Source organism: Agromyces capsici (assembly GCF_058349965.1).
This window is the reverse complement of the sequence record NZ_JBYRET010000001.1, coordinates 2,919,403-2,939,348: the sequence shown is the minus strand read 5'-3', so window position 1 is coordinate 2,939,348 and position 19,946 is coordinate 2,919,403. Positions and strand designations below refer to the sequence as shown.

19 protein-coding genes are annotated in these 19,946 nt (G+C 72.9%); 4 read left to right on the top strand and 15 right to left on the bottom strand.

What is annotated here, in order from left to right:
• The first annotated feature begins 74 nt into the window (after window positions 1–74).
• Window positions 75–752 (top strand): transcriptional repressor LexA, encoded by a 678-nt coding sequence (lexA, locus tag AC3RKB_RS13685; RefSeq protein ID WP_491436832.1) that lies wholly within the window; start codon window positions 75–77, stop codon window positions 750–752.
• Between the two features lie 69 nt (window positions 753–821).
• Here the strand turns inward: lexA and metE are convergent, their stop codons facing one another.
• The 3 genes from metE to hflX all read right to left on the bottom strand — a co-directional run bounded on the left by metE (window position 822) and on the right by hflX (window position 5,952).
• Entirely contained in the window at window positions 822–3,167 is a 2,346-nt protein-coding gene (gene metE, locus AC3RKB_RS13680; RefSeq protein ID WP_491436688.1) for a 5-methyltetrahydropteroyltriglutamate--homocysteine S-methyltransferase, read from the bottom strand.
• On the bottom strand, window positions 3,164–4,153 hold the full coding sequence (locus tag AC3RKB_RS13675) for a methylenetetrahydrofolate reductase (RefSeq protein WP_491436687.1): 990 nt from the start codon (window positions 4,151–4,153) through the stop codon (window positions 3,164–3,166). Before AC3RKB_RS13675 ends, metE begins: the two co-directional genes overlap by 4 nt.
• 272 nt (window positions 4,154–4,425) lie before the next feature.
• A complete protein-coding gene (hflX, locus tag AC3RKB_RS13670) occupies window positions 4,426–5,952 on the bottom strand; it encodes a GTPase HflX (protein WP_491436686.1) in 1,527 nt (508 codons plus the stop codon).
• A 41-nt stretch (window positions 5,953–5,993) separates the two neighbouring features.
• On the opposite strand from hflX, the gene AC3RKB_RS13665 reads away from it, so the two are divergent.
• Window positions 5,994–6,605 carry a class I SAM-dependent methyltransferase gene (locus tag AC3RKB_RS13665; protein WP_491436685.1) on the top strand — a complete coding sequence of 204 codons (612 nt, stop codon included), beginning with the start codon at window positions 5,994–5,996 and terminating at the stop codon, window positions 6,603–6,605.
• A 37-nt stretch (window positions 6,606–6,642) separates the two neighbouring features.
• Here AC3RKB_RS13665 and dapF read toward each other — a convergent pair whose 3' ends face one another.
• From dapF to AC3RKB_RS13615, 10 genes are all read right to left on the bottom strand, one after another.
• Window positions 6,643–7,527, bottom strand: a complete 885-nt coding sequence (gene dapF / locus AC3RKB_RS13660) for a diaminopimelate epimerase (protein WP_491436684.1) — start codon at window positions 7,525–7,527, stop codon at window positions 6,643–6,645.
• A 45-nt stretch (window positions 7,528–7,572) separates the two neighbouring features.
• Window positions 7,573–8,493 (bottom strand): tRNA (adenosine(37)-N6)-dimethylallyltransferase MiaA, encoded by a 921-nt coding sequence (miaA, locus tag AC3RKB_RS13655; RefSeq protein ID WP_491436683.1) that lies wholly within the window; start codon window positions 8,491–8,493, stop codon window positions 7,573–7,575.
• Between the two features lies 1 nt (window position 8,494).
• Complete coding sequence (gene miaB, locus AC3RKB_RS13650; RefSeq protein ID WP_491436682.1) at window positions 8,495–10,102, bottom strand: tRNA (N6-isopentenyl adenosine(37)-C2)-methylthiotransferase MiaB; 1,608 nt, start codon at window positions 10,100–10,102, stop codon at window positions 8,495–8,497.
• A 41-nt stretch (window positions 10,103–10,143) separates the two neighbouring features.
• A complete protein-coding gene (locus AC3RKB_RS13645) occupies window positions 10,144–10,899 on the bottom strand; it encodes a regulatory protein RecX (protein WP_491436681.1) in 756 nt (251 codons plus the stop codon).
• Between the two features lie 17 nt (window positions 10,900–10,916).
• The gene (gene recA / locus AC3RKB_RS13640; RefSeq protein ID WP_491436680.1) at window positions 10,917–11,987 is read right to left on the bottom strand and encodes a recombinase RecA; all 1,071 of its coding nucleotides are present in this window, start codon (window positions 11,985–11,987) and stop codon (window positions 10,917–10,919) included.
• 277 nt (window positions 11,988–12,264) lie between these two features.
• Window positions 12,265–12,498 carry a DUF3046 domain-containing protein gene (locus AC3RKB_RS13635; RefSeq protein ID WP_491436679.1) on the bottom strand — a complete coding sequence of 78 codons (234 nt, stop codon included), beginning with the start codon at window positions 12,496–12,498 and terminating at the stop codon, window positions 12,265–12,267.
• Between the two features lie 64 nt (window positions 12,499–12,562).
• Window positions 12,563–12,877 carry a helix-turn-helix domain-containing protein gene (locus AC3RKB_RS13630; protein ID WP_204393770.1) on the bottom strand — a complete coding sequence of 105 codons (315 nt, stop codon included), beginning with the start codon at window positions 12,875–12,877 and terminating at the stop codon, window positions 12,563–12,565.
• A gap of 147 nt (window positions 12,878–13,024) precedes the next feature.
• Window positions 13,025–14,626, bottom strand: coding sequence for a tripartite tricarboxylate transporter permease (locus tag AC3RKB_RS13625; RefSeq protein WP_491436678.1), 1,602 nt, complete (start codon window positions 14,624–14,626; stop codon window positions 13,025–13,027).
• A complete protein-coding gene (locus tag AC3RKB_RS13620; protein ID WP_491436677.1) occupies window positions 14,619–15,197 on the bottom strand; it encodes a tripartite tricarboxylate transporter TctB family protein in 579 nt (192 codons plus the stop codon). Before AC3RKB_RS13620 ends, AC3RKB_RS13625 begins: the two co-directional genes overlap by 8 nt.
• Complete coding sequence (locus AC3RKB_RS13615; protein WP_491436676.1) at window positions 15,194–16,219, bottom strand: Bug family tripartite tricarboxylate transporter substrate binding protein; 1,026 nt, start codon at window positions 16,217–16,219, stop codon at window positions 15,194–15,196. Before AC3RKB_RS13615 ends, AC3RKB_RS13620 begins: the two co-directional genes overlap by 4 nt.
• 232 nt (window positions 16,220–16,451) lie before the next feature.
• Here AC3RKB_RS13615 and AC3RKB_RS13610 point away from each other — a divergent pair, with 232 nt between their 5' ends.
• Both AC3RKB_RS13610 and AC3RKB_RS13605 read left to right on the top strand, forming a co-directional pair.
• On the top strand, window positions 16,452–18,104 hold the full coding sequence (locus AC3RKB_RS13610) for an ATP-binding protein (protein WP_491436675.1): 1,653 nt from the start codon (window positions 16,452–16,454) through the stop codon (window positions 18,102–18,104).
• On the top strand, window positions 18,101–18,784 hold the full coding sequence (locus AC3RKB_RS13605) for a response regulator (protein ID WP_491436674.1): 684 nt from the start codon (window positions 18,101–18,103) through the stop codon (window positions 18,782–18,784). The genes AC3RKB_RS13610 and AC3RKB_RS13605 overlap by 4 nt, the downstream gene beginning before the upstream one ends.
• A gap of 12 nt (window positions 18,785–18,796) precedes the next feature.
• Here the strand turns inward: AC3RKB_RS13605 and AC3RKB_RS13600 are convergent, their stop codons facing one another.
• Both AC3RKB_RS13600 and pgsA read right to left on the bottom strand, forming a co-directional pair.
• A complete protein-coding gene (locus AC3RKB_RS13600) occupies window positions 18,797–19,318 on the bottom strand; it encodes a CinA family protein (RefSeq protein WP_491436831.1) in 522 nt (173 codons plus the stop codon).
• Between the two features lie 11 nt (window positions 19,319–19,329).
• On the bottom strand, window positions 19,330–19,935 hold the full coding sequence (pgsA, locus tag AC3RKB_RS13595; protein WP_491436673.1) for a CDP-diacylglycerol--glycerol-3-phosphate 3-phosphatidyltransferase: 606 nt from the start codon (window positions 19,933–19,935) through the stop codon (window positions 19,330–19,332).
• Window positions 19,936–19,946: the final 11 nt, after the last annotated feature.

Sequence of the window (19,946 nt, the reverse complement as noted above, 5' to 3'; positions counted from 1 at the left end):
CAGCACCGACCACCGACATCACGAGATCCGGGCCGACGGCGGCCGAGACGAGAGGCGACACCGTGAGCATCGACATCGACCAGGCACGCGGCGCGGGCGGCCGGTCGCGTCGACGCAAGACGCTCAGCGCGAAGCAGCTCTCGATCCTCGAGGTGATCCGCCGTTCGGTCGCCGATCGCGGCTACCCGCCGAGCATGCGCGAGATCGGCGACGCAGTGGGGCTGTCCTCGCTCTCGAGCGTGACGCACCAGCTCAACCAGCTCGAGCTCGCCGGCTACCTCCGCCGCGACCCCAACCGGCCGCGCGCCCTCGAGGTGCTCATCGACGTGCCGGGCACCGAACCCCGTCCGTCCGACGTCGCGGCCGCGCCGGTGGGCGACGCCGCGATGGTGCCGCTCGTGGGCCGCATCGCGGCCGGCGTGCCGATCACCGCCGAGCAGCAGGTCGAGGAGGTGTTCCCGCTCCCCCGCCAGCTCGTCGGCAAGGGCGAGCTGTTCATCCTCAAGGTCGTCGGCGACTCGATGGTCGACGCGGCCATCTGCGACGGCGACTGGGTCGTGGTGCGCTCGCAGCCGACGGCCGAGAACGGCGAGATCGTCGCCGCCATGCTCGATGGCGAGGCCACGGTCAAGGTGCTCCGCCAGCGCGACGGCCACACCTGGCTGCTCCCCCGCAACTCCGCGTTCGAGCCGATCCTCGGCGACCAGGCCGAGGTGCTCGGCAAGGTCGTCGCGGTCCTGCGCGCGGTCTGACGCGACGACGAGGGCGGATGCCGCGGCACGCGCCGCGACATCCGCCCTCGTTCGTTCCTCGGCCCAGGCTCAGCCCGCGGTCGCCCCGACCGCGACGCCCGCGCGCACGGCCTGCGTCGCCTCGACGATGTTCGCGAGCGACGCGACCGTCTCGTCGTAGCCGCGCGTCTTGAGCCCGCAGTCCGGGTTCACCCAGAGACGGCCGGCCGGGATCGCGCCGACGGCGCGCTCGAGCAGCGACTGCACCTCCTCGACGCTCGGCACGCGCGGCGAGTGGATGTCGTAGACGCCCGGGCCCACGCCGTGGTCGAAGCCGCTGGCCGACAGGTCGTCCACGACCTCCATGCGGCTGCGCGCCGCCTCGATCGAGGTGACGTCGGCGTCGAGCTCGCGGATCGCGTCGATCACGACGCCGAACTCCGAGTAGCAGAGGTGCGTGTGCACCTGCGTGGCCGGCTCGGCGCCGCCCGTGGCGAGCCGGAACGAGCCGACCGACCAATCGAGGTAGGCGGGCTGGTCGGCGCGCTTGAGGGGCAGCAGCTCGCGCAGTGCCGGCTCGTCGACCTGGATCACGCGGATGCCCGCGGTCTCGAGGTCGGTGATCTCGTCGCGCAGCGCGAGCGCGACCTGGCGCGCGGTGTCGCCGAGCGGCTGGTCGTCGCGGACGAACGACCACGCGAGGATCGTCACGGGACCGGTGAGCATGCCCTTCACCGGCTTCTCCGACAACGACTGCGCGTACTCCGACCACTCGACGGTCATCGGCGCCGGGCGCGAGACGTCGCCCCACAGGATCGACGGGCGCGTGCAGCGCGAGCCGTACGACTGCACCCAGCCGTTCTGCGTGACGGCGAAGCCGTCGAGCAGCTCGGCGAAGTACTGCACCATGTCGTTGCGCTCGGGCTCGCCGTGCACGAGCACGTCGAGGCCGAGCTCCTCCTGCAGCTGGATGACGCGGGCGATCTCCTCGCGCATGAGCTCGCGGTAGGCGGCATCCGTGAGCTCGCCCTTGACGAGGCGCGCACGGGCGCGGCGGATGTCGGCGGTCTGCGGGAACGAGCCGATCGTCGTGGTCGGCAGCGCGGGCAGGTCGAGGTCCTCCTGCGCGGCGACGCGCGCGTCGTACGCGGCACGCGAGAACGCGGCGGCGTCGAGCGCGTCGAGGCGGTCGCGCACAGCGGGCACGCGCACGCCGGGGGCTGCGGCGCGGTCGGCGAGCGAGGCGGACGCCGCGTCGAGCTCGGCCGCGATCGCCTCGCGACCCTCGGCGAGTCCGCGGGCGAGCACGGCGACCTGCGCGACCTTCTGGTCGGCGAAGGCGAGCCAGCCCACGAGTCGGGCGTCGAGCGCCGACTCGTCCTCGACGTCGTGCGGCACGTGCAGCAGCGAGGTCGACGTCGACACCGCGACGTCGCCCGAGAGCGAGCGGAGCGCCTCGGCGTGCACGAAGGCCCGCTCGAGGTCGCCGCGCCAGATGTTGTGGCCGTCGACGACGCCCGCGACGAGCGTCTTCGCGGCGAGCGCCTCCTCCGTCACCGGGTCGAGCTGCTCGGGCGCGGTGCCGCGCACCAGGTCGAGGCCGAGCGCCTCGACCGGGGTGGCGGCAAGCACGGGCAGCGCGTCGTCGAGCGAGCCGTACGGTGCGGCGACGAAGATGGCCGGACGCGCCTCCGCCGCACCGAGCGCGTCGTACGCGGCGGCGACCGCCTCGAGCACGCGGTCGCGCGGCTCGTCGATGCTCTCGCTCACGAGCGCCGGCTCGTCGAGCTGCACCCACTCGGCACCGGCGTCGCGGAGCGCCGCGAGCAGCTCGGCGTACACGGGCACCAGGTCGGCGAGACGCTCGATCGGGCGGAAGCCCTCGGGCGCGCCCTCCGCCGCCTTGGCCAGCAGCAGGAACGTGACCGGTCCGACGAGCACGGGGCGCGTGACGAACCCGGCTTCGCGGGCCTCGCGGACCTGCGCGACGAGCGCGTCGGCGTGCGCGGCGAGCGCGGTGTCAGGGCCGATCTCGGGCACGAGGTAGTGGTAGTTCGAGTCGAACCACTTCGTCATCTCGAGCGGCGCGTCGGCGCCCTCGCCGCGGGCCACCGTGAAGTAGCCGGCGAGGTCGAGGCGGCCGTCCGCGTCGAGCAGCCGCTCGAAGCGCGCGGGGATCGCGCCGACCGCGACCGAGGCGTCGAGCACCTGGTCGTAGTACGAGAAGCTCTCGGGGATCGCCGAGTCGGTGCGGCCGAGGCCGAGCGAGGCGAGGCGTTCGCGCGTGGCGGCGCGGAGGCCCGCGGCGGTGCGCTCGAGCTCGCCGGCGTCGATGCGGCCGGCCCAGAACGCCTCGACGGCGTGCTTGAGCTCGCGGCGGCGCCCGATGCGCGGGTAGCCGAGGATGGTTCCGGCGGGGAAGGCGGGTGCGGTCATCGTGTTCTCGTGTTCCTCTCGGTGCCCGCGTGGGCGGGGATGGTGCGGAGGTCGAGCCGGTCCAGGACGGCGAGCACGGCCTCGTGGCGGTTGAAGGTGTACAGGTGGAGTCCGGGGGCGCCGCCGGCGAGCACCTCGTCGGCGAGGTTCGCGGCGAATTCGACGCCGAGGTCGAACAGGGCGTCGGCGTCGGGCTCGATCTCGAGCGCGATGGCGAGCTCGCTCGGCGCGGGCACGCCGGTGAGCTGCTCGAGGCGCGTGAGCCGGGCGGCGGAGGTGACGGGCATGATGCCCGGCAGGATCGGGATCGTGACCCCGCCCGCGCGGGCGCGCTCAACGAAGCCGAGGTAGTCGTCGGCGTGCCAGAACAGCTGGGTGATCGCGAGGTTGGCGCCGGCGACCTCCTTGGCGAGCAGCACGTCGACGTCGTGGCCGACGCCGCGCGAACGGGGGTGCCCGGTCGGGAAGGCGGCGACCGCGACGCGCTCGGGGCGCGGGCGCTCCAGGATGCGCGTCGCTCCGGGGATGCCGGGGATGCCGGCCTGCCCGTACGGCTCGCGCTCCTCCTGCACCCGGTGGATGAGCTGCACGAGCTCGGCCGCGCTCTCGAGGTCGCCGATGCCGGCCCCGGGGTCGGCGCCCTCGGGCGGGTCGCCGCGCAGCGCGAGGAAGCTCGTCACGCCCGCGTCGAGGAACTCGCGCACGAGCCGGTTCGCCTCGGCGTGGCTCGACCCGACGCACGTGAGGTGCGCCATCGGCTCGACGTCGGTGTGCTCGAGCATGTACCTGAGGACGGTCAGCGATCGGTCGCGCGACGAGCCGCCCGCGCCGAACGTCACGGAGATGAACGCGGGGTCCACCTCGGCGAGGCGGTCGATCGTCCGGCCGAGCGCGAGCGCGGCGGCATCCGTTCGCGGCGGGAACAGCTCGAACGAGATCGGCGGCCTCGGCCGACGGTCCTCGCCGTCGGGCGTGCGTCCGGTCATGGCGCTCCTGGGGGCGGATGCCGCGGCGGGAGGTCGAGGGCACGGCACGCCGCGCCCGACCAGCCGTCACGGCGGGTGGGTCTCGCGGGCGGGTGCCGGGCTCGGCGGTCGCTCCAGGCGGGCGGCATCCGGCCGCTCGCCACGATCAGGTGCGACGATACGCGGGCGACGCGACATCCGGAACGTCGTTTACGCCGGATGACGAACACCGGGGCCGCGGATGGCGCGAGGCCGCGTCCGACGGCCGTCGCCGCCGCTGCTGGGCCGCCGTGTTACGCGAGCGCCGCCGCGGTGAACTCGGCCAGCTGCGCTGCCTGCTCGGGCGACGCGAGCGCGCGGATGCGGGTGCCGTCCTCGACGTACTCGGTCGAGAGCACGCGGCCCGTCTCGTGCAGCGCCGAGACGACGTCGCCGCGGTCGTACGGCACGAGCAGGTCGATCTCGACCGCCGGGTCGGGCAGCATGTGCGAGATCGCGGCGAGCACCTCGGGCACGCCCTCGCCCGTGCGCGCCGACGCGAACACCGCGTTCGGCTCGAGGCCCTGCAGCACGAGCCGCTCCTCGGGTCCGATGAGGTCGGCCTTGTTGAACACGATGAGCTCGGGCACGTCGCGCGCACCCACCTCGCCGATGACGTCGCGCACGGTCGCGATCTGCGCGGCGGGGTCGGGGTGCGCGGCGTCGACGACGTGCACGATCAGGTCGGCGTCGCCGACCTCCTCGAGCGTCGAGCGGAACGCCTCGACGAGCTGGTGCGGGAGGTTGCGCACGAACCCGACGGTGTCGGCGATCGTGTACACGCGCCCGTCGGGCGTGGTGTTGCGGCGCACCGTCGCGTCGAGCGTGGCGAACAGCGCGTTCTCGACGAGCACGCCCGCACCCGTGATGCGGTTGAGCAGGCTCGACTTGCCGGCGTTCGTGTACCCGGCGATCGCGACGGACGGCACGGCGTTGCGCTTGCGGTTGGCGCGCTTGGCGTCGCGCGCGGGCTTCATGCCGACGATCTGCTTGCGGAGCCTCGCCATGCGCGAGTGGATGCGACGGCGGTCGAGTTCGATCTTCGTCTCACCGGGGCCGCGGGAGCCCATGCCCGCACCGGCGCCGCCGACCTGGCCTCCGGCCTGGCGCGACATCGACTCACCCCAGCCGCGCAGGCGCGGGAGGAGGTACTCGAGCTGGGCGAGCTCGACCTGCGCCTTGCCCTCGCGGCTCTTGGCGTGCTGGCTGAAGATGTCGAGGATGACGGCGGTGCGGTCGATCACCTTGACCTTCACCGCATCCTCCAGCGCACGGCGCTGGCTCGGCGCGAGCTCGGTGTCGGCCACGACCGTGTCGGCGCCGAGCGCCGCGACGATGTGGCGCAGCTCCTCGGTCTTGCCGCGGCCGAGGTAGGTCGAGGGGTCGGGGTGCGGTCGGCGCTGCAGCACGCCGTCGAGCACGCGCGCGCCGGCCGTCTCGGCGAGGGCCGACAGCTCGCGCAGCGAGTTCTCGGCATCTTCGAGCGAGCCCTGCGGGTACACGCCGATGAGCACCACGTTCTCGAGGCGCAGCTGCCGGTACTCGACCTCGGTGACGTCTTCGAGCTCGGTCGACAGCCCGGCCACGCGCCGGAGCGCCGCACGCGCCTCGCGATCGTACTGCTCGCCGTCGAAGCCGCCCTCGCCGTCGCCGGCGAGCCCCTCGCGCTGGATGGACGAGGCCTCCGACGCCCCGAACCGGGAAACGCCTGCGCGGACGTCCGCGCTCCGGAGCACGCGCTCGACCGCGTCGTCGTGGGTCTCGTGTTCCGCGTCGTTCATCTCGTCCAGCCTACTTCCGTTCGTGCGATAGGTTCCCCTGTATGCCGCAGGAGCACTACTTCTCGTCGAAGCCCGCCGCCGACGGCGCGCTCCGCACCGTGAGGGTGCGCCTCGCGGGCCGCGAGCTCGAGGTGCTCACCGCGGGCGGCGTGTTCAGCCCGGGCCACCTCGACCTGGGCACGCGCACGCTGCTCGACGAGGTGCCCGACCCTCCGGCGACGGGGCACCTGCTCGACCTGGGCGCCGGATGGGGTCCGGTCGCGCTCACCCTCGGCCTCGTGGCGCCGGATGCCACGGTCTGGGCGGTCGACGTCAACGAGCGTGCGCTCGACCTCGTCCGCCGCAACGCGGCACGCGTCGGGCTCTCCAACGTGAACGCCGTGCTGCCCGACGATGTTCCCGACGACGTCGAGTTCGCCGCGATCTGGTCCAACCCGCCGATCCGGATCGGCAAGGCCGAGCTGCACGAGCTGCTCCGCCGGTGGCTGCCCCGGCTCGAGGTCGGCGCGACCGCATGGCTCGTCGTGCAGAAGAACCTCGGCGCCGACTCGTTGCAGCGCTGGCTCGCCGACGACCTCGGCGACGGATGGCGCGTCGCGCGCGCCGCGACGTCGAAGGGCTTCCGCGTGCTCACGGTCACGCGCGAGCGCTGAGCCGTCCGCGCCCGGCCGCCCCGCGGCATCCGCTCGCTCAGGCGAGGCTGAGCACGCCGTCGAACACCAGCTCGGCCGGCCCCGAGAGCAGCACGTGCTCGCCGTCGGCCTCGGCGACCATGCGCACGCCGACGACGCCACCGGGCACCTGGACGACCCACTCGTCGGGAGCGGTCTCGCCCGCCCAGTAGCGGACCGCCAGCGCCGAGGCGACCGCGCCGGTGCCGCACGAGAGCGTCTCGCCCGAGCCGCGCTCGTGCACGCGCATGCGGATGCGGCCGCGGCCGCCCTCGACGAGCGGTTCGGCGGGCACGACGAACTCGACGTTCGCGCCGGCCTGCGGCTCGGGGTCGAGGATCGGCAGGTACGCGAGGTCGAGCCCGTCGAGCTCGTCGTCGTCGGCCAGCGCCACGACCACGTGCGGATTGCCCACGTCGATGCCGAGCCCGGGCCGGGCGGCGTGCAGGTTCTTGGCGCGCACGAGCGGTTCGCCGCCGTCGAGGCGCCACACGTCGAGGTCGGCCTCGAAGTTGCCGCCGCCGAGCTCGCGCACGCGGCGCACGCCCGCGCGCGTGCCGATCGCGATCCACTCGCCGTCGGCGAGCTCGGCGAGGCCCTGGTCGACGAGGTAGCGCGCGAACACGCGGATGCCGTTGCCGCACATCTCGGACGGGCTGCCGTCAGCGTTCCAGTAGTCCATGAACCACGTGGCATCCGGGTTCTCGGCGATCGCGGCCGCGCCGTCGACGAGCCGGTCGGACCGCACCGCTCGGATGAGCCCGTCGCCGCCGACGCCGAAGTGCCGGTCGCACACCGCGGCGATCTGCGCCGGCGTGAGGTGGAGGTCGCCCTCGGGGTCGCTGAAGAGCACGAAGTCGTTGCCCGTGCCGTGGCCCTTGGTGAAGCGCAGATCGACCGCCATCCCCTCAGTCTAGGGATCGTGAACGGCCGTTCCGGACGCGCGCCCTCAGTCGGTCTCGGCCTGGCGCGCGACCTCGGCCGCGACCGCGGCGCGGTCGTCGGCGTCGACGACGGATGCCGCGGCGTACCGCTTGAACCACCCCACCTGCCGTCGCGCGTACGTGCGCGTGAGCGCCTGCGTCTCGGCGATCGCGTCGGCCTCGCCCAGGCGGCCGTGGACCTGGGCGAGCGCCTGCGCGTAGCCGATGGCCTTGCGTGCGGTGACGCCCCGCTCGAGTCCGGCGGGGATCAGCGAGCGCACCTCGTCGAGCAGGCCGTCGCGCCACATCGCGGCGGCGCGCGCGTCGAGCCGTTCGACGAGGGTCGCGCGCTCGGACCGGAGGTGCACGATGCGGTGCGGGCGCCAGGCGACCGGCTCGTCGGGCAGGCGCGCGGCCTTCGGCTCGCCGGTGAGCTCGATGACCTCGAGGGCGCGCACGATGCGGCGTCCGTTCTGCGGGTCGACGCTCGCGGCGGTCTCGGCGTCGAGCTCGCGGAGGCGGCGGTGGAGCAGTCCCGGGCCGACCTCGTCGAGTTCGCGTTCGAGGCGGGCGCGGATCGCGGCATCGGTGCCAGGGAACCGCAGGTCGTGGATGACGCCGGAGACGTAGAGGCCGGATCCGCCTGTGAGCAGCGCCACCCCGCCGCGGGCCTGGATCTCGTCGATCGCGTGACGCGCCTCGGCCTGGTACGCGGCCACGGAGGCCTCGTCGGTGACCTCGAGCACGTCGAGCAGGTGATGCGGCACGCCTTCGCGCTCGTCGGGCGGGAGCTTGGCGGTGCCGATGTCCATGCCGCGGTAGAGCTGCATGGCGTCGGCGTTGACCACCTCGGCCGGGCGACCGGTCGCCGTGATGGCGTGCGCGAGGTCGAGCGCGAAGCGGGACTTGCCCGTGCCGGTCGCGCCGACGACCGTGATGAGCGTCACGTCAGCGCTGGCCGTCGGACGGGTCGTAGATCGGCATGGTGCCGACGCCGGGCGAGGTCAGCGGCTCGGAGCCGATGCGGAGCGTCGGAAGGCCGAGCGAGACGCGGCCCGTCGCGGAGGCCTCGGCGCCCGGCGCGGCGGGCACGCCGCAGCTCTCGGCCTGCGCCCGGTCCCACGCATCGCCGGCGCGCGTCCGGCGGATGCGCAGCGGAGCGCCGTCGGGCGAGTCGGCGATCAGGTGGAACGGCGCGGCCTGCGTGATCGCGACGGAGACGACGTCACCGGGGCGCGGCAGCTCGGAGCCCTCGGGCACCTCGAAGTGCACGAGCCGGCTGTCCTCCGCGCGGCCGCTCAGGCGGTGCGTCGCGGCATCCTTCTTGCCCTCGCCCGTGGAGACGAGCACCTCGACCGGACGCCCGACGAGCTTCTGGTTCTCCTCCCACGAGATGCGCTCCTGCAGGGCGATGAGGCGGTCGTAGCGCTCCTGCACGACCTCCTTGGGCACCTGGTCCTCCATGGTCGCGGCCGGGGTCCCGGGGCGGATGGAGTACTGGAACGTGAACGCGGACGCGAAGCGAGCCGCCTCGACGACGCGGAGGGTCTCCTGGAAGTCCTCCTCGGTCTCGCCGGGGAAGCCGACGATGATGTCGGTCGAGATCGCAGCGTTCGGGATCCGCGCGCGCACCCGGTCGAGGATGCCGAGGAACTTCTCGGAGCGGTACGACCGGCGCATGGCCTTGAGGACGCGGTCGGAACCCGACTGCAGCGGCATGTGCAGCTGCGGCATGGCGGCGGGCGTCTCGGCCATCGCGTCGATGACGTCGTCGGTGAACGCCGCCGGGTGGGGGCTCGTGAAGCGGATGCGCTCGAGCCCGTCGATCTGACCCGCGGCGCGCAGGAGCTTGCCGAACGCCTGGCGGTCGCCGAACTCGACGCCGTAGGAGTTGACGTTCTGGCCGAGCAGAGTGACCTCGACGGCGCCGTCGTCGACGAGCGCCTGGATCTCGGCGAGGATCTCGCCCGGTCGGCGGTCCTTCTCCTTGCCGCGCAGCGCCGGCACGATGCAGAACGTGCAGGTGTTGTTGCAGCCGACGGAGATCGACACCCAGCCCGAATAGGTCGAGTCGCGCTTGGTGGGCAGCGTCGACGGGAAGACCTCGAGCGCGTCGAGGATCTCGAGCTGCGCTTCGTCGTTGTGGCGCGCCCGCTCGAGCAGGCTCGGCAGCGAGCCCATGTTGTGCGTGCCGAAGACGACGTCGACCCACGGCGCCTTCTCGAGGATGACGTTCTTGTCCTTCTGGGCGAGGCAGCCGCCGACGGCGATCTGCATGCCCGCATGGCGGCGCTTGACTCCCGCGAGGTGGCCGAGGTTGCCGTAGAGCTTGTTGTCGGCGTTCTCGCGAACGGCGCACGTGTTGATCACGACGATGTCGGGCTCGGCGCCGTCGGCGGGGACGTAGCCCGCGGCCTCGAGCGAGCCGCTGAGCCGCTCGGAATCGTGCACGTTCATCTGGCACCCGTAGGTGCGGACCTCGTACGTGCGGGGCGTGGCCGATTCGGCGGCGAGGGCGCCGCCGGGCACGGTCGTCGCCTCGTGGAGAGTGGTCATGATCGGACCAGTCTACGAAACCTTGCCGGAGAGGATGCCGCTCAGTCGGGTCGATCGCCGTCGAGCGCGGCGCGGACCGCGCTACGGACGACATCGCTGCCGTAGCCGCGACGGAGCAGGAACGCGCTGAGCCGGCGTTCGGCCGTGGACCGGTCGAGCCCGGCCAGCTGCCGGACCCGGCGGGAGGCGATCTGCGTGGCGTGCTCGAGCTCGACCTCGGGGTCGAGCGCATCGACCGCATCGCGGGCGAGCCCCGCGTCGATGCCGCGCCGGCCGAGCTCGTGGAGGAGCGCGCCGCTCCCCCGCCCGCGGCGCACGCCGTTGCTGTGCACGAGCTGCTCGGCGAGTCGGCGGTCGTCGAGGTAGCCGAGCCGTTCGTACCGCTCGATCCACTCCTCGACCTCGGAGTCGTCGAGCCCGTGCTCGAACAGCGCCGAGCGCACCTCGCTGATCGAGAGCGAGGATCGGCGCAGCCGGGAGACGATGAGCCGGTCGATGCGCTCGTCGCGCTCGATGCCGGTCTCGACCCGCTCCGCGGTCGCCCCGGCCCGACCGATCTCTGCGGTCATGCCGGTCTCGGATCGCTCGGCGCGGCCGAGTGCCTCGCGTTCCGCCGCGCCGTCGTCGCCGACGGCCGCGAGGCGGGTCGCTCGCTGGGCGCCGAGCGCCCGGCCGGCGGGATGCTGGCTCGAGCGGCGTGCCTGGGCGGCGCCGCCGCGATCGGATTCCTCCGATGACGGCGCCACCCACGGCAGGTAAGCGACGGGCGCGAGGCGCTCGTTCGACTGATCGCTCATCTGGCCGGCCGTCGGGCTCAGGCGCCCTTGCGCTTCGCGGTGATGGACTCGACCGGCGCGACGCCGGGCCCGGCGGCCGCGCCGCCTGCGGGCTGGCCGATGCCGAGCTTGACGAGGATCTTCTTCTCGATGTCGGCCGCGATGTCGGGGTTCTGCAGCAGGAAGTTGCGCGCGTTCTCCTTGCCCTGGCCGAGCTGGTCGCCGTCGTACGTGTACCAGGCGCCCGACTTCTTCACGATGCCCTGGTCGACGCCGTAGTCGATGAGGCTGCCCTCGCGCGAGATGCCGACGCCGTACAGGATGTCGAACTCGGCCTGCTTGAAGGGCGGCGCCATCTTGTTCTTGACGACCTTGACGCGCGTGCGGTTGCCGACCGCCTCGGTGCCGTCCTTCAGGGTCTCGATTCGGCGGATGTCGAGGCGGACCGACGCATAGAACTTCAGCGCCTTGCCGCCCGCGGTGGTCTCGGGGCTGCCGAAGAACACGCCGATCTTCTCGCGCAGCTGGTTGATGAAGATCATCGTGGTGTTCGTCTGGTTCAGGCCACCCGTGAGCTTGCGGAGCGCCTGCGACATGAGGCGGGCCTGCAGGCCGACATGGGAGTCGCCCATCTCGCCCTCGATCTCGGCACGCGGCACGAGCGCCGCGACGGAGTCGATGACGATGAGGTCGATCGAGCCGGACCGCACGAGCATGTCGGCGATCTCGAGCGCCTGCTCACCGGTGTCGGGCTGCGAGACGAGCAGGGAGTCGATGTCGACGCCGAGCTTCTTGGCGTAGTCGGGGTCGAGCGCGTGCTCGGCGTCGACGAAGGCGGCGATGCCGCCGGCGCGCTGCGCGTTGGCGATCGCGTGGAGGGTCAGCGTGGTCTTGCCCGAGGATTCGGGACCGTAGATCTCGATGATGCGGCCCCGAGGCAGGCCGCCGACGCCGAGCGCGACGTCGAGTGCGATCGAACCGGTCGGGATGACCTCGACGGGCGCGCGCTCCTCGCTGCCGAGGCGCATCACGGAGCCCTTGCCGAACTGTCGGTCGATCTGGGCGAGTGCGGTCTCGAGGGCCTTCTCGCGGTCTGCGGGTGATGGCATCGGTGCTCCTTCGTGATGGGGTTCGGCGGCCTCTAGGCTGTCGTTCCGCGTGCCAGGCCGTGACCCGGCACGTCTCGCGACAAGGCGTTTGCGGTGTGTTCCGACGCTCCGACCGTATGGCCGGCCACCGACATCCGGCGCCCGGAGGCCCGAGGATGTGGATGGATGCGACGTCGCTCCCGTTGTTGAGGAGCCTACTCCGCGAACCGAACGGATGTTCGATACGACGCGCGGCGTGTCGAACGCGTCTTCGGAGACACCGGGCGCCGGCGCCGGGTCAGGACGCCCCGCCTCCGGGGGACCGGAGGCCCGCGCCGTGGCGCCTCGACTCGGGCACGTCGGTCGCCTCGCAGAGCGCGAGCCACACCGCGCGCGGCGGCACGCCGGCCGCGAGCGCCTGTCGAGCCGTGCGCCCGTCGAGCGCGCCGAGCACGAGGTCGTCGACGACCACGCTCGCGTACCCCGGGCCGAACTCCTCCTCGACCGCCAGGTCGAACTCGCTGCGCTTCACCTGATTCCTCCGGACATGCGAACGGCCGGTCCGAGGACCGGCCGAACGCGACGATGTGACTGGGTCAGCGGACCATGATGTCCGCGTCGAACTCCGCGACGAGGTCGTCGGGCAGGCTGTCGGGCACCGACGGCGCCGAGAGCCCCTCGAGGACCGCGATGCGGTCGCCGACCTCGTGCATGATCACCGAGATGGGCGTGTCGAGCGCCTCGGCCACCGACGCGAGGATCTCGCTCGAGGCCTCCTTCTGCCCGCGCTCGACCTCGCTGAGGTACCCGAGCGCGACGCTCGCCTTGCTCGCCACCTGACGGAGCGTGCGACCCTTCTGCAGGCGGAAGTCCCTCAGCACGTCGCCGATCTCCTGTCGAACCAGAACCATCGGAACCTCCCTCTCTCTGCCTGCGACCACCTCTCGGCGGCCGTTGCGGGGAGGTCAGTTTAGCGCCTCTTCCCGTTCCCCGAGCCTACCGTTGGTCACTGGAGTTTTCTTGTGAACCCAGCACCTGTAACAGGGTGTTCACGTGGCCTATTCCCGGCCGCGCCCACCGTGTGCGGCGGTATCGGCGGGAAGCGGATCGGGCAGGTCGACCGCGGCGATCGCCCCGGTCGGCACGAGCGTGGGCGAGGCCTCGAGGCGTGCCTTGCGACGCTTCAGCCAGATGCCGGTCACCACGATGAGCGCGAGCGTGCCGTACGCGGCGATCGCGAAGGGGCTGTGCACGAGGTAGCCGATGTCGCCCTGGCTGATCGCCATGGACTTGCGCAGCTGCTCCTCCGCCATCGGACCGAGGATGCCGCCGACCACCATGGGCGCGACCGGGTACCCGTAGCGGCGCATGAGGAACCCGACCACGCCGACGACGAGCAGCGTCAGCGTGTCGAACACGTTGAAGTGCAACGCGTAGGCGCCGAGGCCCGCGAACGAGAGGATGCCCGCGTAGAGGTACGGGCGCGGAATGCGGAGCACCTTGACCCACATGCCCACGAGCGGCAGGTTGAGCACGAGCAACAGGACGTTGCCGATGTAGAGGCTCGCGATGAGCGCCCACACGAGGCCGGACTGGGTCTCGAACAGCAACGGCCCCGGCCGGATGCCGTAGGACTGGAACGCGGAGATGATGATCGCGGCAGTCGCGGTCGTGGGCAGTCCGAGCGTCAGCAGCGGCACGAGCACGCCGGCCGCGGCGGCGTTGTTCGCCGACTCGGGCCCGGCGACGCCCTCGATCGCTCCGCGGCCGAACTCGGATCGCGCGGGGCCCTTCGCGAGCCGCCGCTCGGTCGCGTACGACAGGAAGGTCGCGACATCCGCCCCGCCCGCCGGGATGGTGCCGATCGGGAAGCCGATCGCGGTGCCGCGCAGCCACGGCTTCCATGAGCGACGGAGGTCGTCGCGCGTCACCCAGCTGCGCCATCCGCTCGACACCGGGATGACGCGCACGGGTCCGTGGCGCAGTCGCGAGGCGACGTAGAGGGTCTCGCCGAGCGCGAAGAGTCCCACGGCGATCAGTACGACGTCGATGCCGTCGGCCAGGCTCGGGATGCCGAGCGTGTACCGCTGCTGACCGGAGAGCACCTCGGTGCCGACGAGGCCGAGCAGCAGGCCGAGGCCGAGCGAGACGAGCCCGCGCGGCACGCTCGAACCGAGCAGCGCCCCGACCGTGAGGAAGGCGACGACGATCAGCGCGAAGTAGTCGGCCGGACCGAGCTGGACGGCGAGCTTCGCGATCCCGGGCGCGAGGAAGGTCAGCAGCACGGTCGCGATGGTGCCGGCGACGAAGGACCCGATGGCGGCCGTCGCGAGCGCCGCCGCGCCCCGTCCGGCCTTCGCCATCCGGTTGCCCTCGAGCGCCGTGACGATCGAGGACGACTCCCCCGGCGTGTTGAGCAGGATCGACGTCGTCGAGCCGCCGTACATGCCGCCGTAGTAGATGCCGGCGAACAGGATCAGCGCGCCCGTCGGGTCGAGGGAGTAGGTCAGCGGCAGCAGCAGGGCGACGGTCATCGCCGGGCCGATGCCGGGCAGCACGCCGACCGCCGTACCGATGAAGACGCCGAACAGGGCGTAGAGCAGGTACTGGGGCTGCAGCGCGGTGGCGAAGCCCTCGAGCAGCGCGGTGAGGCTATCCATGGAAGATCGGGATCCAGTCGAGGAGGGGGCCGGCGGGGAGCGAGAGCCCGAGCCAGGCGCCGAAGACGAGTTGCGTGACGAGGCCCAGGCCGAGCCCGATGAGGAGTGCCATCCACCACCGCGTCGCGCCGAGCACGATCGCCGCGCCGCCGAACACGACGGCGACCGCGATGGGCCATCCCGCCCACTCGATGAGCAGCAGCTGCGAGAGGAAGATCGCGACGAGCTTCACGACCGTGGGCCAGTCGGTCGGCGCGTCGGGGTCGACGTCCTCGCCGTCGTCGGGAACGCCGCGGCGACCGCGGGCGACCTGCACGATGACGGCGACGGATGCCACGAGAAGGAGCACTCCGACCGCGTACGGGAACACGCGGGGTCCGAGCACGCTCGCCGAGCCGGGCGGCACGCGGATGAATCCGGCGCCCGCGATCGCGTACGCACCGAGCGCGGCGCACACGGCGGCGAACGCGTACTCCCCGATCGGCGCTCGGCGGGCACGGCCGGCCGCGCCGAGTGCGGGGGCTCCCCCCGACGCCGGAGCGTCGAGGGGAGCCGGGGTCGACTCGGTCACGGTGCGACCAGGCCGATCGTCTGCAGGGTGTCGGTGACCTCGGCGATGTTCCCCTCGAGGAACGACGAGAACTCCTCGCCCGTGAGGAACGCGTCGGCCCAGCCCTTCTCCTCGAGCGTGGCCGCCCACGCGTCGGAGTCGTGCAGCTCGGTGACGAGCGTGCGCAGTGCCTCGGCGTCGGCCTCGTCGAGGTCGCCCGGGGCGAGCAGGCCGCGCCAGTTCGTGAGGGTCACGTCGTAGCCCTCGTCGACCAGCGTGGGCGTGTCGGGCAGCAGCTCGACCGGCTCCGGCGAAGAGACCGCGAGCGCGCGGAGCTCGCCCGCCTCGATCTGCTCGACGAACTCGCCGACGCCCGAGATACCCGCCTGCACGGTGTTGCCGAGCAGCATCGTCACGGCCTCGCCGCCGCCGGAGTTCGGGATGTAGTTGAGCGTCGACGGGATGTCGGCCGGGTCGACCCCCGCCTCGGTGAGCAGCATTCCCGCGAGGATGTGGTCGGCGCCGCCCGCCGAGCCGCCGGTCACGGAGATGGCCGCTCCCTCCTCGACGATGGCGTCGACGAGGTCCTCGGCCGTCTTGTACGGCGAGGACGCCGGCACGACGAGCACGAGCGCCTCCTCGGTGAGCTTGGCGATGGGGGTCATGTCCTCGATGCGCACGGCCGACGCATTGGTCTCGACCGCGCCCACCATCACGAGGCCCGTGACCATGAGCGTCGCCGGGTCCTTCTCGTTCGCCAGGGCGGCCAGGCCGACCGTCCCGCCCGCGCCGCCGATGTTCTCGACCGGCGCCGAACCGACGAGGTCCTCCTCGGTGAGCACCTGCGACAGCGCGCGCGCGGTCTGGTCCCACCCGCCGCCCGGGTCGGCTGGTGCGATGAGGCTGACGGCGTCGAGGGATGCCGCGGCGGCGGCGTCGTCCCCGTCGCCGCCCGCCGACGCCGGCGTGCTGCATCCGGCGAGGCCCACCAGCGCGGTGATGCCGAGGCCCGCGAGCGCGGCGCGCACGGCCGCGGTCCGCATCCGGTCAGTGGTGGCCGAGGTGCTCGGCCGGCTGTGTGATCGCAATGCTCCTCCTTGAGTGCCCGGCACCCTCGCCGGGCCGACGATCGTCGGTGGCATGACGCTAGGTCGGCACCGCACGGCGCCGGAACGTTGCGGTCGTACGGGTCGTACTGGTCGTTGCGGTCGATTCGGTCGTAATGGTCACGGCTGCGGCGGCGATGGGCTCCGGCGGGTGCGGCACACTTGACGGGTGAGCCGGTCGAGGATGACGCTGGGCATGCAGTTGCTGCTGCTGCAGGTCGCCATCGTGCTCACGACCGTGGTCGGCACCGGCGTGACCGCGATGCTCATCCAGGAGCGGCAGCTCCGCGAGGGCTACCAGGACCGGATGATCGCCGTGGCGCAGTCCGTGGCCGGGCTCCCCGTGATCCTCGAGGCGTTCGACGATGCCGATCCGTCCGAGACGATCCAGCCCGTCGCCGAGGTGATCCGCCGCGCGTCCGACGTCACCTACGTGGTCGTCGCGAACGACGAGGGCATCCGGTACTCGCATCCGAACCCCGACCGCATCGGCGAGCGGGTGTCGACCGACCCGGCCATCCCGCTGTCGGGCGAGATCTACGTCGGCACGCAGACGGGCACGCTCGGCGAGTCCTGGCGTGTCAAGGTGCCGATCTTCGACACGGCCGGCGAGGTCTTGGGCCAGGTCTCGGTCGGCATCCTCGAGTCCGAGCTGCGCGCGGACTTCCTCGGCGGGCTCGGCGGCCTGCTCGCCGCGCTCGCGGTCGCCGCCCTCGTCGGCGTCGTGGGGTCGGCGTGGATCGGACGGCTCATCCGACGCCGGATCTACGGGCTCGAGCCCGAGGAGATCCGGGCGATGCTCGAGACGCGCGAGGCGATGCTGCACGGCATCCGCGAGGGCATCGTCGCGGTCGACGACCGCGGCCGGATCGTGCTCATGAACGACGCCGCGGCGCGACTGCTCGACGTCGAGGAGCCCGAACGCGTGCTCGGGCTGCCCGTCGAGGAGGTGCTCGACCGGGAGTTCGCGCGGTTCATCGCCTCCGGGGAGGACCGGGAGACGCCCGTGCTCTCCGGGGAGCGCGTGCTCCTCGTGCACGGCGACCGCGTCCGCGTCGAGGGCCGCGAGGTCGGATCGATCGCGATCCTCCGCGACCGTACGGAGCTCGAGACCACGCTCCGCGAGCTCGAGGGCGCACAGGGGCTCGCCGAGGGACTGCGCGCGCAGTCGCACGAGTTCTCCAACAAGCTCCACGTCGTCAGCGGCCTGCTCGAACTCGGGCACGTCGAGGCCGCGATCGCGTTCATCCAGCGCGTCGGCAGCGGCGGCGCCCTCTCCACGATCGACGCGCACGACGGGATCGCCGACGTGGAGACCGCGGCGCTCGTGCTCGCGAAGCGCTCCCGCGCGCAGGAGCTCGGCCTGACGCTCGAGGTCGAACCCGGCTCGCACCTCGACGCGACCGTCGACGCGCGCGAGCGCACCGACCTCGTCACGGTGGTCGGCAACCTCGTCGACAACGCCATCGAGGCGTGCGTGCTCGGCGGTCGCATCGCCCTCTCGATCCGTGACGACCTCGAACCCGGCATGGTCGTCGTCCGCGTCGACGACGACGGGCCCGGCATCCCGCCCGAACGCCGCGCGGCGATCTTCGAACCCGACGTCAGCGGCAAGGCGCCCGCACCCGGCAAGGCCCGGCGCGGCATCGGCCTCACGATCGTGCAGCGCGTCGCGGCGCGCCTCGGCGGCGGGGTGCTCGTCGAGGAGTCGCCGGCGGGCGGTGCGCGGTTCGTGGTGCGCCTGCCGTGGCGCGGCGCGGGCGGGGCCGAACCCGGCGCGGCGGACGCGACGCCCGACGCCCTCGCGGGAGGGCGCCGATGAGCGACATCCGCGTCGTCATCGTCGACGACGACTTCGCCGTCGCCCAGGTGAACCGGGCGTTCGTCGACGCGCAGCCCGGCTTCACGGTCGTCGCCGAGGCGCACACGGGCGACGCGGCCCTGGCGGCCATCGAGCGGCACCACCCGCACCTCGTGCTGCTCGACGTGTACCTGCCCGACCTCGGCGGCCTCGACGTGCTCAGCCGGCTCCGCGCCGCAGGGAACGACGTCGAGGTCATCGCGGTGACCGCTGCGCGCGACCTCGAGACCGTGCGACGCGCGCGCCTGCTCGGCGTGCGCCACTACCTCGTCAAGCCGTTCTCGGGCGCGAGCCTCGTCGAACGGCTCGACGACGTGCGTCGGGGCATCGTCGCCGACCGCGCGACGCCGGCGGCAGCGCTCGACCAGCGCACGGTCGACCGCGTGCTCGGCACGGCCACGGCGCGCCGGATCGCGCTGCCGAAGGGGCTCTCGCAGGTCAGCCTCGAGCGCGTGGCCGCCGGTCTCGCCGCGTGCCCCACCGACGCGTCGGCCGCCGAGATCGCCGAGACGCTCGGGATGTCGCGCGTCAGCGCCCGTCGCTACCTCGAGCACCTCGTGGCGAGCGGCGCCGCCGAGGTCGCGCCGCGCTACGGCAGCGCGGGCCGCCCCGAGCACCGGTATCGGATGCCGCGGCGCTGAGCGCGGCGCGCGTCAGCCGCGCTCGGCGACGCGCACGCGCGCGAGCGCGGCCTCGACCGCGGCGAGCACCGTCGCCCGGCGGATCGCGTCGCGGTCGCCCGTGAGCGCGAGCGCGACCACCTCGGTGCCGTCGGCGTCCGCGACGCCGACGTACACCGTGCCCGGCGCCTTCCCGTCCTGCGGGTCGGGCCCGGCCGCGCCAGTGGTGGCGACGCCGAGGTCGGCCGGCCGGCCGTCGATCGCGAGCGCGTGCCGTACGCCCTCGGCCATGTGCCGCGCGACCTCGGGGTGCACTGCGCCCTCTGCCGCGAGCAGGTCGGCGGGCACGCCGAGCAGCGTGCGCTTCACGGCCGTGTCGTACGCGACGATCGCGCCGCTCACCGCGAGCGACGCCCCGGGGATCCGGGTGAGCTCGCCCGTGACGAGACCGCCCGTGAGCGATTCGGCGACCGCGATGCGCAGGCCGCGCCGGGTCAGCTCGGCGATGAGCTCGGCCGTCGGATCGGAAGCCGATGGATCGGCGGCCGGCGCCATCCGCTCGTCGCTCACCCCGCCTCGCCGCGATGCTGGCGCGCGAGCCGGATCGCGTCGCGCACGTAGAGCAGCCCCGACCACACCGTGAGGACGAGCGCCGCGATCATGAACGCCCAGTTCACCCAGATGATCCAGTCGCCGACGATGGTCCAGAGCGGGGTCAGGAAGAGCGAGATCGCGATGGCCTGGGTGAGCGTCTTGAGCTTGCCGCCCGACGACGCCGGCACGACCGTGCCGCGGCGCAGCTCCACGAAGCGCCATACCGTGATGCCGACCTCGCGCACGACGATGACGATCGTGATCCACCAGGGCAGCTCGTCGAGGATCGACAGGCACACGAGCGCGCCGCTCGTGAGCAGCTTGTCGGCGATGGGGTCGAGGATCTTGCCGACGTCGGTGACGAGGCCGCGCGATCGCGCGAGCCATCCGTCGACCCAGTCGGTCGAGATCGCGACGATGAACAGCGCCGCGGCCCACCAGCGCATCGGCCCGTACTCGCCCGCGTCGGCGAGCAGCAGCCAGAAGAACACCGGCGCCATGATGATCCGCACGACCGTGATCGCGTTCGGCAGGTTCCAGTTGTTCGCCGAGCGGGTGCGGCCCGCGGGTGAGGTCATGGCCTCAGCCT

Bases quoted from the DNA above. Each gene is read 5' to 3' on its own strand.
- metE (WP_491436688.1), bottom strand. From the start codon at position 3,167: ATGACCGCACCCGCCTTCCCCGCCGGAACCATCCTCGGCTACCCGCGC.
- AC3RKB_RS13675 (WP_491436687.1), bottom strand. From the start codon at position 4,153: ATGACCGGACGCACGCCCGACGGCGAGGACCGTCGGCCGAGGCCGCCG.
- hflX (WP_491436686.1), bottom strand. From the start codon at position 5,952: ATGAACGACGCGGAACACGAGACCCACGACGACGCGGTCGAGCGCGTG.
- AC3RKB_RS13665 (WP_491436685.1), top strand. From the start codon at position 5,994: ATGCCGCAGGAGCACTACTTCTCGTCGAAGCCCGCCGCCGACGGCGCG.
- dapF (WP_491436684.1), bottom strand. From the start codon at position 7,527: ATGGCGGTCGATCTGCGCTTCACCAAGGGCCACGGCACGGGCAACGAC.
- miaB (WP_491436682.1), bottom strand. From the start codon at position 10,102: ATGACCACTCTCCACGAGGCGACGACCGTGCCCGGCGGCGCCCTCGCC.
- AC3RKB_RS13645 (WP_491436681.1), bottom strand. From the start codon at position 10,899: ATGAGCGATCAGTCGAACGAGCGCCTCGCGCCCGTCGCTTACCTGCCG.
- recA (WP_491436680.1), bottom strand. From the start codon at position 11,987: ATGCCATCACCCGCAGACCGCGAGAAGGCCCTCGAGACCGCACTCGCC.
- AC3RKB_RS13630 (WP_204393770.1), bottom strand. From the start codon at position 12,877: ATGGTTCTGGTTCGACAGGAGATCGGCGACGTGCTGAGGGACTTCCGC.
- AC3RKB_RS13625 (WP_491436678.1), bottom strand. From the start codon at position 14,626: ATGGATAGCCTCACCGCGCTGCTCGAGGGCTTCGCCACCGCGCTGCAG.
- AC3RKB_RS13615 (WP_491436676.1), bottom strand. From the start codon at position 16,219: ATGCGGACCGCGGCCGTGCGCGCCGCGCTCGCGGGCCTCGGCATCACC.
- AC3RKB_RS13605 (WP_491436674.1), top strand. From the start codon at position 18,101: ATGAGCGACATCCGCGTCGTCATCGTCGACGACGACTTCGCCGTCGCC.
- AC3RKB_RS13600 (WP_491436831.1), bottom strand. From the start codon at position 19,318: ATGGCGCCGGCCGCCGATCCATCGGCTTCCGATCCGACGGCCGAGCTC.
- pgsA (WP_491436673.1), bottom strand. From the start codon at position 19,935: ATGACCTCACCCGCGGGCCGCACCCGCTCGGCGAACAACTGGAACCTG.